Origin of the sequence: Gemmata algarum, from assembly GCF_034097035.1 — a bacterium.
Taxonomy (GTDB): Bacteria; Planctomycetota; Planctomycetia; order Gemmatales; family Gemmataceae; genus Gemmata; species Gemmata algarum.
In genome coordinates this window covers 22,950-36,295 of sequence record NZ_JAXBLV010000099.1, presented here as the reverse complement: position 1 = coordinate 36,295, position 13,346 = coordinate 22,950, and the positions used below count along the sequence as shown (strand labels likewise).

The following is a 13,346-nucleotide window of genomic DNA, read 5'->3' as shown; positions in this document are numbered from 1 at the left end:
CCATCAGCCGGCAGCCGGTGACCGCCTTCGTCTCGCTGAACAGCCGGGGCAGTTCCCAGCCGCGGAACCGCGCCGCTCGCCCGCGTGCGATGACGACACGCCTCTCGATTGGCCCGGCTGAAGGTCACGGCGAAACCGCAATTATTCTGACCACCCGTCCACCTCGTATTGTCCCTATCTGCGTCGGGCTGGCACGGACGGTATAAGCTTCACTCCGATGTGACGCCCGCGTTGCCACGGCGGGTTGCGGGCCGGGGAGTGCTACAGCCCCGGCCCGTCTCGTTTGATGCGGCCGTACACCGTCCGAATACCAAGTCTTCCTGCCGCCACCTTCACCATTGGCATCGCCAAGTGACTCTTCGCCGCCCCAAAGCGGGGATGGAGTCGCCCGATAGTCCAGCCCTTGATGCGACCACCTCGCGCCGGTTGGAGCGGGAAGCTGAGCAACTCCTGCTGAGCAGGCAGTTCTGGTCGTGCTGCGTTTTTTGACGAGCGGCGACCATCAGGCGCGAACGGCGCCCACTCTCTGACGGTTGGCACTCGTTCTCAAACGTTACGAGTGTTCCCGGCGGCCGGTTCGATAGCCCGGAACGGCCACTGATACTGGAAATCGCACAAGTCACACCGCAGATCAGCGCCAACCGAGCGACGACTGGAAGGCACGCCACCGATCGAAATCGTTGTCACGTCCCAACGCTTAGCAATAGTGCGGGCAGCAGAAAAAGAATGCCTCCACGCGGCCATGAATCTAAATGGCAAGCCACTGGTCTTACAGGGGGAAGTTCGGACGAGCCCACGGCGTTCGTTGGCGTGGCTCATCACCAGATAGCCAAACGAATTCGCTCACAAATCCACACGATCACCGCTGCCTCGTGGTGGTTGATCGGTGGTAACGGCCAGCGCCCTGCACCGAGTCGCGGACATCATTGCCCAGCGTTCTGGCCGTGGCGGGCCGTCCAACTTGACGGGACCGATCTGGCACAGTTCGCGAAGGCGGTGCGACACACCGCGGGGCACTTCGGCTGTAACGACGCGATGGCGAACAATGTCATGATGAGCTATTTTGCTAACGGACTGTCTCGTGAAATATCCCAACTGATTTATGTCTCAATTGATGATCGACCGTGAGGTTGCGTAACGGCCCAGCGGAGTTGGCAAACGCGCGATTGGCGAACAATCGCCGGCGGCGTGCCGTGCGCTTCTAATGTTCGGCGCTCTTCAAGCCCGGCTTCTTTTGAGAGGTAATTATGACTCGTTTAACCGTTCTGCTCCTGGCCGCGGTTACCGCATGGCCCCTCGGCGCGCCCGCGGCGGCGGCCGAGCCTCGACCGGTGAAGGTGCAACACAAAACGGTGAAGGTCGGCGATCTCGACATCTTCTACCGCGAGGCCGGGCCGAAGGACGCCCCCGCGGTCCTGCTGCTGCACGGGTTCCCAACTAGTTCGCAGATGTTCCGCAATCTGATCCCGGCGCTCGGCGACAAGTACCGCGTCGTCGCTCCGGACTACCCCGGCTACGGCCACAGCTCGATGCCGCCGCGGGACAAATTCGCGTACACGTTCGACAACCTGGCGAAAGTCATCGACGAGTTCACCGAGAAGGTCGAACTCAACAAGTACGCTCTGTACGTGCAGGACTACGGCGCTCCGGTGGGTTATCGCCTGGCATCCGCACACCCGGAGCGAATCACCGCCATCGTGGTGCAGAACGGCAACGCTTACGAAGAGGGGCTCGACAACGAGTTCTGGAAGCCGGTCAAGGCGTGCTGGAAGGACCCGAACAACAAAGAGAAGCGCGACGCGCTCCGCGCCCTGCTCACCTACGATGCGACCAAGTGGCAGTACACGCACGGGCTGAAGCATCCCGAACTGGTCAGCCCGGACGGGGCCGCTCACGACCAGTTCCTGCTCGACCGTAAGGGGAACGACGAGATCCAGCTCGATATGTTCCTGAGCTACGGCAGCAACCCGCCGCTGTACCCGAAGTGGCAGGAGTACTTCCGCAAGCACCAGCCGCCGGTGCTGATCGCCTGGGGCAAGAACGACAAGATCTTTCCGGCCGAGGGGGCGGAGCCGTACAAGCGGGACCTCAAGACGCTGGAGTTCCACCTGCTCGACGCCGGACACTTCGCCCTCGAATCGCACGGCGACGAGATCGCCGCGCTCATGCGGGACTTCCTCGGCAAGCACGCCGCCAAGAAGTAACGGCCGCGTTCACCGGCGCCCGTTGCCACGCCCCGAAGAAGCGTGACCACGGGTGCCCATCCGCGATCAGACGCCAGAGCGCCCGGCTCTAAAGAGAAACTGACCCATACCCGTTCCGTTGACTCGCGGGCGACCGGCCGGAGCGACGCTCCCGATGCAGGCCGCCGGCTGCTATTACAGCGGCCGGCATCATGAACTAATTTCGTGAATCCGACACATCGAACACGCTGCTCGTGTTTCGATCCCCACATCGTCGAGGATCGCGAACTCATCACCGGCCAGAACCCGCGGTCGGACAAGCCCCTAGCGGCGAAGCTGATCCACGCGCCCGCCCGGGTGGCGGGCGCGGTCTGCCCCCGGGGCGCCCGCTCCGGCCCGACCGACTCCGGCCGGGAGATGTTATCGGGAGGGCGATCGTTACGTTTTAATCACCGGATGGGATGAGCCAGCACAGCGTAACGAACACGACCAGGGGATCTGTCATGAACACGACGGACGAAGAGGGCACGGCGGACGTGAGTGGCGCGCCCACCCGGCACCTTGCAAGTGGCGATGCCACGGGCAACACCACAGGTAACGGCCTGAAGATCGCAACGTACATCAACGCGCACAAGATCCTGGTGCTGCCGGTGGTGGTGGGGTTGATGTGGTACTTCGACAACTGGTCGGCCGAGGCCTACATCTACCTGGCCATGCACGGCACGTACTCGGTTCTGTGGCTGCTGAAGTACTCGATGTTCGCCGACCGGCGGTTCGAGGAGCGTGTTCCCGCGTGGAAGGGAATGCTGTTCATCTTCCTGCCACTGGCGGGCTACTACGTCGCGCCGTACCTGCTCATCAGCGGTCGTGTTGTTGTTCCGCCCGCGGTGATCGCGCTCGCGCTGTCCACCTATATTCTGGGCGTCTTCTACCACTACGGGAGTGACGCCCAGAAGCACTACACCTTGCAGGCCCGCAAAGGGCTGATCCGGGAGGGCTTTTTCGGCCGCACGCGCAACCCGAACTACCTCGGGGAGATTCTGATCTACACCGGCTACGCCGTCATGTCGCTCCACTGGCTGCCGTTCGTGGTGCTCGCCGGCTGGGTCTTCGGCTTCTTTGTGAGGAACATGCGGGCCAAGGACCGGTCGATGTCCCGATACCCGGACTTCGCCGAGTACAAGCGGCGCACCGGCCTGCTGTTCCCCAGGTTATGGTGACCCCAAGGCGTGTGAAAGGGGGTTTTCGCGCGGGCGGCGGTGCTGTTTTGAACGTGGCCGCCTTGCCGCAGCGGCCAAAGGGGGGCGGTTGTGATTACGAAGACAGATGAATCGGCGACGATGACGTTCTCCGCGAGCTGTTAGCCGAACCCGCACGGCCTCTTCTCATTATTGGTGCTCGGGCGCATGGAGGCCGGTCACCCGCGGCGGTATACTCGGGTCCGTCGCCCACGCACCTTAAGAGGGGGCCGCATTGGTCGAAGCAAATACCACGGCCGCGGTCCAGTGCTATTTGGACGAACTGGCCGGCGACACGCCCGCCGAACCGGTCGTCCGGGCGCTGCTCGGGCGGGCCGTTCGCCGGCTGAACCAGTTGTGCGCCACGCTCCTGTACCGCCACTACCCGCGCCTGACCCGGCCGCCCCTCAACTTGCAGTCCAACGAGCTGCTCGGCGCCGTCGTCGAGCGCCTCCTCAAGGCCCTCCGGGAAGCGCGGCCCGCGAGCGTGCGGGAGTTCTTCGCCCTCGCGGCCCAGCACATGCGGTGGGAGCTCAACGATCTGGCCCGCAGCCTGGACGAGCAGCCGGACATGGTCGCGGTCGACGGGCTGGTGCCCGCGCCGCCCGGGAGCGACTCCGGCCTGAGTTCGGAGTGCCGGCGGATCATTGCGGTGATCGACACCCTGCCCCCGGAGGAGCGCGAGGTGTTCGACCTGGTGCGGTTGCAGGGGATGCCGCAGGTCGAAGCCGCGGCGGTGCTCGGCGTCGCCCCCAGGACGGTGAAGCGGCGGCTGGATCGTGGGTTGTTGCTGCTGGCGGAGCGACTGAGTGACCTGCGGCCGAGCGACACACGGCCCGAAACGCCTTGAGAATCGGCCGCGGCCTAGCGCCCGCGACGGGCCGGCCGCCGCCGAAGTGGGAGAGACTCGTGCCCGACGATCCGCGCATTCAACAGTTGCTCGAAGAGTTGCTCGCCACCGACTCCACACCCGAAGCGGTCTGTAAATCGTGTGCCGAGTTGCTGCCCGTGGTCCGCGAGCGGTGGCAGCGGGTGGTCCGCACGCGGGCCGAACTCGACGCCATGTTCCCACCCGAATCCGGCTCCGGCTCGGGCGCCCGCCCGGTCCCAACGGGGGACGTTCCGCTCCCCGATGTTCCGGGCTATGAGGTCGAAGCCGTGCTCGGCGCGGGCGGCATGGGTGTCGTTTTCAAGGCCCGGCACGTGCGCCTCAACCGCGTCGTCGCTTTGAAGATGGCCCTGGCCGGCGCTTACGCCGGGGCGCACGAGCGGGAGCGGTTCCAGCGGGAGGCGGAGTCGATCGCGGCCCTCCGGCACCCCAACGTCGTTCAGGTCCATGACGTCGGCGACTCGGACGGCAAGCCGTACTTCACGATGGAGTACATCGAGGGCGGCAGCCTCGCGGAGAAGCTGGCCGGCACGCCGTTGCCGGCCGGCGCCGCCGCGGCGCTGGTGGCGGACCTGGCGGCGGCCGTACACGCGGCGCACTCCGCCGGCATCATTCACCGCGATCTGAAGCCCGGGAACGTACTGCTGACGGCCGACGGGACGCCCAAGATCAGCGACTTCGGTCTGGCCCGGCGGCTGGGCGGTCAGGCGGGGCTCACCCGCACCGGCGCCGGCCTCGGCACGCCGAGCTATATGGCGCCCGAGCAGGCCCGGGGCACGGCCGCGGCGGTCGGCCCGCCTGCGGACGTCTACGCGCTGGGGGCCATCCTCTACGAAACGCTCACGGGCCGCCCGCCGTTTCGCGCGGAGAGTTCGGCGGAAACCGTCCACCAGCTCCTCAACCAGGACCCCGTGCCCCCGTCGCGGCTCAACGGCAAGGTGCCGCGCGACCTGGAAACCATCTGCCTGAAGTGCCTGCGCAAAGAGCCGCAGTTGCGATACGCCACCGCGGACGCCCTCAACGACGATCTCCGGCGCGTTCTTCGCGGCGACCCGATCGCGGCCCGGCCGGAAGGGCGGACGCGCCGGGCGATCCGCGCCGCCCGCCGGCGCCCCACGCTCGTCGTCGGCGCCGCCGCGGGCGCTCTGCTCGCGGCTCTCGTCCTCGCGGGCGGGGTGTGGCGGCTCTTCGACCGCGCCGTCGTCGAACGGGCGGTGGCGGACGACCTGATGGAGATCGATGACCGGCTGCAAAAACGGTCGTTCGGAGAAGCGCGGGCGGCGATCGAGCGGGCGCAGGCCCGGCTCGGCAGCCGCGAATCGCCCGCGCTCCGCCGGCAACTGCACCAACGGTTGCGCGATTGCGACCTGGCCGACCGGCTCGAGGGGATCAACCTCGATTCGGCAATCGTCATCGACAGCCTAGCCGGATTCGAGCAGGCCGACAAGAACTACGACGAGGCGTTCGGGGAGCACGGGATCGGGCGGCACGGCGACGACCCCGAGGCGGTCGCGGACCGGGTCCGCGCATCGAGACTTCGCGCGACCTTGCTGGCGGCGCTCGACCGCTGGTCCGTCGTGATCCGGACGCCGGGGCGCGTGGAATGGGTTCTTAAGGTGGCGGATCTGGCGGAGCCGGATCGCACCCCCTGGCGCAAGGACGCCCGCGACCCGGACCTGCGCCGCGACCGCAAAGCCCTTCTCGGGCTGATCGCGCGTGCCCGCGTCGAAGAGGAATCGGCGGTCCTGCTCCTGGCGATCAGTTCCGCGCTGCGGGAAAACAACAAGCTCGAGCCCGGCCGCGCGGGGCAGCGGGAGTTCGACCGCATCCGGATTCAGGACAGCGAGCACCAGATCCCGTTCCTCACGCGGGTCCAGCGGGCGCACCCCAACGACCTGTGGGCCAACATCTATCTGGGTTACGCGCTGGTGCTGGGGAACAAGCCGGACGAGGCGGTCCGCTACTTCCAGGCGGTCGTCGCGCTTCGCCCGCGCTGGCAAATCGGTCACCACTCCCTCGGCTTGGCCCTGGGCGCGCCGGCCTCGTCCCGCGGCCCGGAGCGGTTCGAGGAGGCCGGCGCGTACTTCCGGAAGGCCCTGGAGCTCGAACCGAATTCGGCCAAGACCAACCACTCACTCGCCGAAGTGCTCGGGGCCGCGGGGCGGCACGACGAGGCCATCGCGCAGGTCGCAATCGCGTTGCGCTTTAACCAGGATGTGGGCAAGCTCCGTTTTATCTTGGCGGCCAGCCTGAAGGCCAAGGGGCGGATCGAGGAGTGCCTCGTTCAGTACCGGCTCGCGGTCGCACTCGAACCGGACAACCCGCTCGTCCTGAACGGCTACCGCGCGGCGCTGTTGCAGGCGGGCCGGTGGGGCGAGCTGCGCCCCGTTTGGGGCAAATTGTTGGACGGGGACCGGCCGGCCCACAGCGACTGGTACGGGTACGCCGAGTTGTGCCTCTTCCTGGGCGAGGAGGGAGAGTACCGCCGCGCCCGGCGGGCGCTACTGGACCGGTTCGGCGCGAGCGATTTTCCGACGATCGCCGAGCGCACCGCCCGCGCGTGTCTGCTCCGCCCCGCATCGGGCGAGGAGCTGAACAAGGTCGTGGCGCTCGCCGACCGGGCGGCACGAACCGACCCGAAGAAGGCCGGAGCGTTGCACCCGTACTACCAGTTCGTCAAGGGTTTCGCGGAGTACCGCCAGGGCCACTTCGAGCGAGCCATCGCCGTCATGCGCGGCGACGCGTCCAAAATGTCCGGCCCGTTACCGCAACTCGTGCTCAGCATGGCCCTGCACCGGATCAACAAGGAGGCGGAGGCCCGAACGGTGTTCGCCGCGGCGATGCTGACGCACGAGTGGCGCGAGGGCAAAGGGGACATGCCCGACGGCTGGATCCGTCACGTGATCCGGCGCGAAGCGGAGAGGTTGATCGTCCCGAGCCTAGCGGCGCTGGTCGGCGGACAGCAGCGGCCGCGCGACAACGACGAGCGCCTAGCCTTGATCGGTGTTTGCCGGTTCGAGAACCGCTTCGCCGCCCTGGCTCGCATCTACGCGGAGGCGTTCGCGGCCGATGCGAAGTTGGCGGGCGCGCACCGCCTCGCCGCGGCCCGCGTCGCCGTGCAAGCCGGTTGCGGTCACGGGACCGACGCCGGGAGCCTCGGAGAGGCGGAACGGAGGGACTGGCGGGCACAGGCGCGGAAGTGGCTGGGCGAAGACCTGTCTGGAGCAATCACGGTTCTGGACCAGGATTTCAACAAGTTGCGGGCCCTTGTAAATCAGGCGTTCGCGCGCTGGCTCAACGAGCCCGAGTTGGCGGGCATCCGTGACCCCGCCGAGTTGGAGAAACTGTCCGCGGGCGAGAAAGCGGAGTGCCAGGAGTTATGGGCCAAAGTGCGGGCCGTACTCGAGTCGACCTCCAAGCCCAAGTGACGAGCGCGCCGGGTCACAGGGGCTCGTCGCCGAGCGGCGGCACACCCGAAGCGGGCGCGCTCATTTCGCCGGCCGTGCCCCGGCGATGAGGATATCGACGAGTCGCCTCGCGCTCGCCTGCCAGTCCGGCATGGCCGGCACGTGCGCCACGCCCACGATCGCGCCCAGCAGGTCGATGGGGTCCAGGTCCGTTCGAATGTCCCCGCTGTCCGCGGCCCGCTGCACCAAAAACCGCATCGCGTCGTGGATCTGGGTGCGGGACGCCTCGACCACCTTGGGGTGGCACTGGACCAGGGTCGAGAGGGCCTGGGCGATGATCTTCTTGGCCGCGATGTAGTCCACGAACAGGAGGAGCCACGCCCGCAGCGCCTCGGGCGGCGAAAGCCTGAGGGCCAGTTCCTGCCCGGCCAGGGCGAGCTTCTCCACCTCCGTCCGGTACACGGCCTCGAGCAGCGCGTCCCGCGTCGGGAAGTGGCGATAGAGCGTCCCCGGCCCGACCCCCGCCTCCCGGGCGATCTCGTCCAGACTCGCCTCGGCCCCCGACTTGGTGAAAGCCGCCTTCGCCACCTCGAGGATGCGCGCCCGGTTCCGCTCGGCGTCGGCCCGCGGCTTCCGCTCAACCGGTTTGGACGGCTTCTCTGCCATCGAATGCCCCTTGAAAACGGAGATGACCTCCGGTAAAGTTGCGATACGGAGTCCGTCTCCGTTTTAGCAAGCGGTGGACGCCGCTACAACCTCGGACACGAGAACGGGGACTATCACAGCGGAAGAAAACCACCGAGGCAACCCGCGGAGGGCTCAAAACACCATCGTCTCACTCATTCATGGGATAGCCGATAACCGCTTCGGATCGAACACAATGCGCGCCGTTTTCGACTTAGTCGCGCCGCCCGCGCCGGCACAAGACAATTCGCCCGATGTCCGACCGCCCTGGACGTTAGAGCCGATCGGGAGGCGATGCGATTCGGCCACGGCACCTGACCCACGGAGGAAGGGTACATGATGAACACCTTTGGACCTCGCGGGAAGCTCCGGTTCCCTGCCCGAAATGAGGCGGCTCGGGACCCGGGACGGGAGTTCGTGCAGTTCTTCGGTCCCGTCGTCTACGCGGTCGCCCGAAAGCGGGGGTTCGACGACACGGCGGCTGCCGACCTCATGCGCGAGGCGCTGACGCGCGCCGCCCGGGACGCCGGGCGAGGGACGAACGACCCGGGTCACGACACCGTCCGCGCCCGGCTCACCACCGCCACCTCGAGCGCGATGGCGGTCGTTCGCGCGGCCGGTGGCACCGGTTCGACGGCCGCGTTCGAGCCCGGCGGGCCGGGCTTCGATGCCGACTGGGAGGGCGAGTTCCAGCGCCAGCTCGCGCGGAGCGCGATGGACAGCGTGAAGCGCGAGTGCCCGCCGCGCGAGTGGGAGGCGTTCTGGATGGCCGCCGTGGACGGACGGGCCGAAGCCGCGGTGGGGCGAGAGCTCCGGATGACGGCCGGGGAGGTTCACGTCGCGAAGTGCCGGGTGCGGTCGCGCCTCCGTGAAGAAATCCGCCGCCTCCGGCTCGAGACCGCGTTGTGGTGTGGCACCGCGGCACGGAGCGCGGATCAACCGGCGGACCGCACGCCGCCAGATCGCAACCGGAGCGGGCCGCGTGCGTCGATCGCTCCGGCCAATCCCGACATTGAGGATATCGACCGCACCCCTTTACACGTCCCTTGTTGCTCAAGGTGGTGATGAAAGCGCTCCGAACCGGGCAGCGACACGCCGGCCAGCGGCACAAGGCGATTTACGTGACCGAGCCCGATTCGGCGTCCGACAGCGGAGGAAACCGGCGTGCGAACACCCGTTCGACGACGCACCCTGTCCGGCACATGAAAACACACAGTGCATCTCGGGTCCTCAGCAGCCAATAACTGTCGTAAGCACTTGCTCCTGAGCCTGGAATCGTGGTACCGTCGAACGCGCGGCCACACGGAGCACATGACATGCGTCGCTCGTTGACCGTGTTGGCAGCCGCGACCGCTTTGACTTGGCCCCTACCGGTCGTGCCCGCGCACCGGATGAAGTCGGCGCCCGGGCGCGATGACTTCCCGTTCCGGGTCGGCACAACGTGCGACGGCGACGGCGACGGGAAGCGGGCTTATGTATGAGGAGATCGCGTTGCAGTTACGAATGAGAACGGGAGGGCATCATGGCGACCGATGAAGTGCCTCGGCCGAGCCCCGCGAACGTCGCGATGACGCTCCTGCTGTGGGCGGTGCTCACAGTTATCGGGGTCGCGGTCATCGTCTTCGGGTACGGTGCGATCTGCGCGAGCGCGATTTACAACGACCGCGCGCAACGCCACGGAAGCACCGAACGCGCCTACCCGGAGCCCGCAAACGAACCGCAAACGGCCGCGCAACCGTGAACCGTAAAAAGGGGTGATCCGGCCGCGCCCATCCCAACTGGAGCGGCGGAGTGCGTCACGCGATTGCGACCGCGAGATCCGGGCACTCGACCATGCCGACATCGAGCGCCTGTGCGAACGCTTCCACCTTCGGCGCGATCGCGGTCAGGAACGCGCTCAGCGCGGGCACGTCGAGCCCGTGGTCGCGCTGGGCCGCTTCCAGCACCGGCCCCATCAGTTCCGGGTGATCGGTCAGCACGTCAAGGCGCATCAAGCTGTCGGACAGCCACAGCAGGTCGGCACGGTCGCCCAGGGGGCCGGCGGGAAGCCGGTTCGCGTGGTGATGGTGCCGAATCGGCTCGGTCATGTCGGCAGACAGCCCCCACTGGCCGAGCAGTTCCGCCCCGATGTCGGCGTGGTCCGCCCCGAACACCGCTTTTTCGGCCGCGCTGTTGGCGACCTGCGAGTGGGCGCCGGACCGGCCCTGGAGGCCGGTCCACTTGGCGGGGAACGTGCGGCGCAGCAGTTCCGCCCCCACGTCCCGGAGCAGCGCGGCGGCCATGTCCTCGTCCGGCGCCGGCCGGTCACCGGCGATGGCCAGTTCCCGCGCGATGAGGGCGCCGCCGATGGAGGTCAACCAGTAATCGCGCGCGCCGGGGTCGCGGCCGCGCGGCCCGGGCGCCGACAGCGACAGGGCCAAGGCCCGCACGGCGCGGCGCCCGAGCACCTGAACCGCCCGTGTGACACTGGAGACGGGACGCGCCAAGCCGTACACGCACGAGTTCGCGGCGCGCAACAGGCCGGCACAAAGGGCCGGATCGGCGGACAGCAGCGCTGCCAGTTCGGCCGGGTCGCAGTCGGGCGCTTCGGCGAGTTGGTAGACGCGCATCGCCACCGCCGGAACCGGCGGGAGCCGGTCCGAGGTGAACAGCGTCACAAGCAGTGCGCGGCGCTTTTGGTCGGACATGGTATTAGCGGCCGTGCCGGGGCATGAGCTATGGGTGATTTGGTGCTCTACAGATTTAGATCGAACCGCCCGGCCAGTCAAACGAATAGACATTCCGGCTACCGACACGGATTGCGGCGCGAAAATTCGAGTTGAGACCCTAATGGCGGCTCGATTCTCATAATCGCCCCACTCCACCCAAAACCCCAAATCGTCGGCAGTTTTTGGTGCCGCTCCGGGAGCGAATTGCAACCCGGATCGCGAGCGCCGGAGCGCATCGATCCGCAACCACAGCAAAGACCGTTGGACCACGTTTTTTCGTTGCGACGCACCCGTGCGGCGCGAAACAATCGGTCGTACCGCTGAAGTGCGCCGATAACCTCGCTCCAGCGTGAGCCACCATCGGGGCAAGTTTCGCCACCCCCAACGGCCTTCCCCGACAGGACCACCATGACCACCTCCCGCGCGTGGGCGTTTGTCACGGGCACGGCCCTGGCGGCTCTCATTGTTGGTTGTGAAAAGCCGCCGCCACCACCGCCGCCCGACGGCGCGAGTGGCGTTCGCGGGGTGTGCCTGCTCCCGGCGGAACCGGCGGGGGCTGACGGAGAGGTTCCCGAGCGCCGCCGCTGGGCCGACGTTCAGGTCGTTGCGACCAGAACGAACATCAGCAGCCGCGCCCCGGAATGGGACCGCAAGGACCGCACCACCGCGGACGCTTCCGGCGCATACCAACTGGCCCTGAACCCGGGGCCGCATTCCATCTGGGTGCAGGACCCGGCGCGCCTCAAAGACATGGCGATCTCGCCGCTCTTTGCCCAGGTCGAGGGCGGCTCGTTCACCGAATTCGTCACCGACTACGACCAGATCCGAATGACGAACGTGCGGGCCAAATAACCGCCCCCCCTCGCTCCGAATCACACAACGAGGTAGCCATGTCACACGTCACGCGCCGCGACTTCACCACAGCCGCCGCGGCAGCCGCGACCGCGCTCAGTGCCGGTCGGGTTCGGGGCGCGAACGAGCGCATTCGCGTCGGGTTCATCGGGCTGGGCAACCGCGGCGACCAAGTGCTGTCCGCGTTCCTCGAACACAAGGACTGTGAGGTCGCCGCGGTGTGCGACATCTACCAGCCGTATCTCGATTTCGCGGCCCAGAAAATCGGCACCAACCCGCAGCAGTTCCGCGACTACCGAAAGCTGCTCGAAAAGAAGGACGTGGACGCGGTCGTCATCGTCACCCCCGACCACTGGCACGCGCTGATGTGCGTGGAGGCGTGCGCCGCCGGAAAGGACGTGTACGTTGAGAAGCCGCTGTCGCTGTACGTCAGCGAGGGGCGGGCGATGGTGAAGGCCGCCCGCGACCACAAGCGCGTGGTGCAGTGCGGCATCCAGCGGTTGTCCAGCCCGGTGTGCCGGGAGGCCGCCGAAGTGATCCTCTCGGGCGGCATCGGGAAGGTTACGGCCGTGCGGGCGTTCCACGTCCAGAACGAGTGGCCCAAGGGCATCGGGAGCCCGCCGGACGGGAACCCGCCGGACGGGTTCGACTGGGACCAGTGGGTGGGGCCGGCGCCGCTCAAGAAGTACAACAAGAACCGCGCGTTCTACCGGTTCCGCTGGTTCTACGACTACTCCGGCGGGCAGCTCACCAACTTCGGCGTTCACTACCTCGCGCAGATCCAGTCCGCCCTGGGTGCCGACGCACCGAAGGCGGTCGTGGCGCTCGGCGGGAAGTTCGCGGACTACGACAACCGCGAGGTGCCCGACACGCTGGAGGTGCTGTGGCACTACCCCGGCGACACGCTGGTCACGTTCTCCCAGTTCAACGCGACCGGCGCGCCGCCGGCGGCGCGGCCGTGTGAGATCGAGTTCCGCGGCACCAAGGGAACCATGTACTTCCGCACCAACGGGTACGAGATCGTGCCCGAGGTGGTCACCCCGAACGAGTTCGCGGCCCGCACCCCGCTCGACCGGAGCGTCGAAAAGGGCTGGCGCACCGGGGCCAAGCCGCAGATCGAGGCGAAGAAGGTGGACGGCGCGGTCCGCGACGCCGACCACGCCCGCAACTTCCTGGACTGCGTGACGAGCCGCAAGGCGCCGAACTGTGACGTGGAACGCGGGCACCGCTGCACCACCGCGGCGCTGATCGCGAACATCGCCCACCGCACGAAGAGCTACCTGGAGTGGGACGCGACGGCGGAACGGTTCACGAACAACGAGGCCGCGAACAAGATGCTGCACCACGAGTACCGTGCGCCGTACAAGCTCGGCTGACGGCGAACC

General features: G+C 67.4%; 11 protein-coding genes and 1 pseudogene. 10 read left to right on the top strand and 2 right to left on the bottom strand.

The features are described 5' to 3' along the window. The first annotated feature begins 1,247 nt into the window (after positions 1-1,247). The 5 genes and pseudogenes from R5W23_RS08915 (at position 1,248) to R5W23_RS08900 (ending at position 7,738) form a co-directional block, all read left to right on the top strand. Positions 1,248-2,204 carry an alpha/beta fold hydrolase gene (locus R5W23_RS08915; RefSeq protein ID WP_320686034.1) on the top strand — a complete coding sequence of 319 codons (957 nt, stop codon included), beginning with the start codon at positions 1,248-1,250 and terminating at the stop codon, positions 2,202-2,204. A gap of 237 nt (positions 2,205-2,441) precedes the next feature. Beyond that, positions 2,442-2,546: pseudogene (locus R5W23_RS32605) on the top strand (type 1 glutamine amidotransferase domain-containing protein); the annotation flags it as partial. A 140-nt stretch (positions 2,547-2,686) separates the two neighbouring features. Beyond that, on the top strand, positions 2,687-3,403 hold the full coding sequence (locus R5W23_RS08910) for a DUF1295 domain-containing protein (protein ID WP_320686033.1): 717 nt from the start codon (positions 2,687-2,689) through the stop codon (positions 3,401-3,403). Between the two features lie 253 nt (positions 3,404-3,656). Beyond that, on the top strand, positions 3,657-4,271 hold the full coding sequence (locus tag R5W23_RS08905; RefSeq protein WP_320686032.1) for a sigma-70 family RNA polymerase sigma factor: 615 nt from the start codon (positions 3,657-3,659) through the stop codon (positions 4,269-4,271). A gap of 59 nt (positions 4,272-4,330) precedes the next feature. Further along, the gene (locus R5W23_RS08900) at positions 4,331-7,738 is read left to right on the top strand and encodes a protein kinase domain-containing protein (protein WP_320686031.1); all 3,408 of its coding nucleotides are present in this window, start codon (positions 4,331-4,333) and stop codon (positions 7,736-7,738) included. Between the two features lie 60 nt (positions 7,739-7,798). Here R5W23_RS08900 and R5W23_RS08895 read toward each other — a convergent pair whose 3' ends face one another. Next, positions 7,799-8,383, bottom strand: coding sequence for a TetR/AcrR family transcriptional regulator (locus R5W23_RS08895; protein WP_320686030.1), 585 nt, complete (start codon positions 8,381-8,383; stop codon positions 7,799-7,801). A gap of 354 nt (positions 8,384-8,737) precedes the next feature. On the opposite strand from R5W23_RS08895, the gene R5W23_RS08890 reads away from it, so the two are divergent. The 3 genes from R5W23_RS08890 (at position 8,738) to R5W23_RS08880 (ending at position 10,142) form a co-directional block, all read left to right on the top strand. After that, positions 8,738-9,466, top strand: a complete 729-nt coding sequence (locus tag R5W23_RS08890) for a sigma-70 RNA polymerase sigma factor region 4 domain-containing protein (protein WP_320686029.1) — start codon at positions 8,738-8,740, stop codon at positions 9,464-9,466. Between the two features lie 251 nt (positions 9,467-9,717). Continuing rightward, a complete protein-coding gene (locus tag R5W23_RS08885) occupies positions 9,718-9,882 on the top strand; it encodes a hypothetical protein (RefSeq protein ID WP_320686028.1) in 165 nt (54 codons plus the stop codon). A gap of 41 nt (positions 9,883-9,923) precedes the next feature. Beyond that, complete coding sequence (locus tag R5W23_RS08880; RefSeq protein ID WP_320686027.1) at positions 9,924-10,142, top strand: hypothetical protein; 219 nt, start codon at positions 9,924-9,926, stop codon at positions 10,140-10,142. A 55-nt stretch (positions 10,143-10,197) separates the two neighbouring features. Here R5W23_RS08880 and R5W23_RS08875 read toward each other — a convergent pair whose 3' ends face one another. Then, positions 10,198-11,088 (bottom strand): HDOD domain-containing protein, encoded by an 891-nt coding sequence (locus tag R5W23_RS08875; protein WP_261186219.1) that lies wholly within the window; start codon positions 11,086-11,088, stop codon positions 10,198-10,200. A gap of 429 nt (positions 11,089-11,517) precedes the next feature. Between R5W23_RS08875 and R5W23_RS08870 the strand changes: the two genes are divergently transcribed. Both R5W23_RS08870 and R5W23_RS08865 read left to right on the top strand, forming a co-directional pair. After that, positions 11,518-11,961 carry a hypothetical protein gene (locus R5W23_RS08870; protein WP_320686026.1) on the top strand — a complete coding sequence of 148 codons (444 nt, stop codon included), beginning with the start codon at positions 11,518-11,520 and terminating at the stop codon, positions 11,959-11,961. A 38-nt stretch (positions 11,962-11,999) separates the two neighbouring features. Continuing rightward, positions 12,000-13,337 carry a Gfo/Idh/MocA family protein gene (locus R5W23_RS08865; protein ID WP_320686025.1) on the top strand — a complete coding sequence of 446 codons (1,338 nt, stop codon included), beginning with the start codon at positions 12,000-12,002 and terminating at the stop codon, positions 13,335-13,337. Positions 13,338-13,346: the final 9 nt, after the last annotated feature.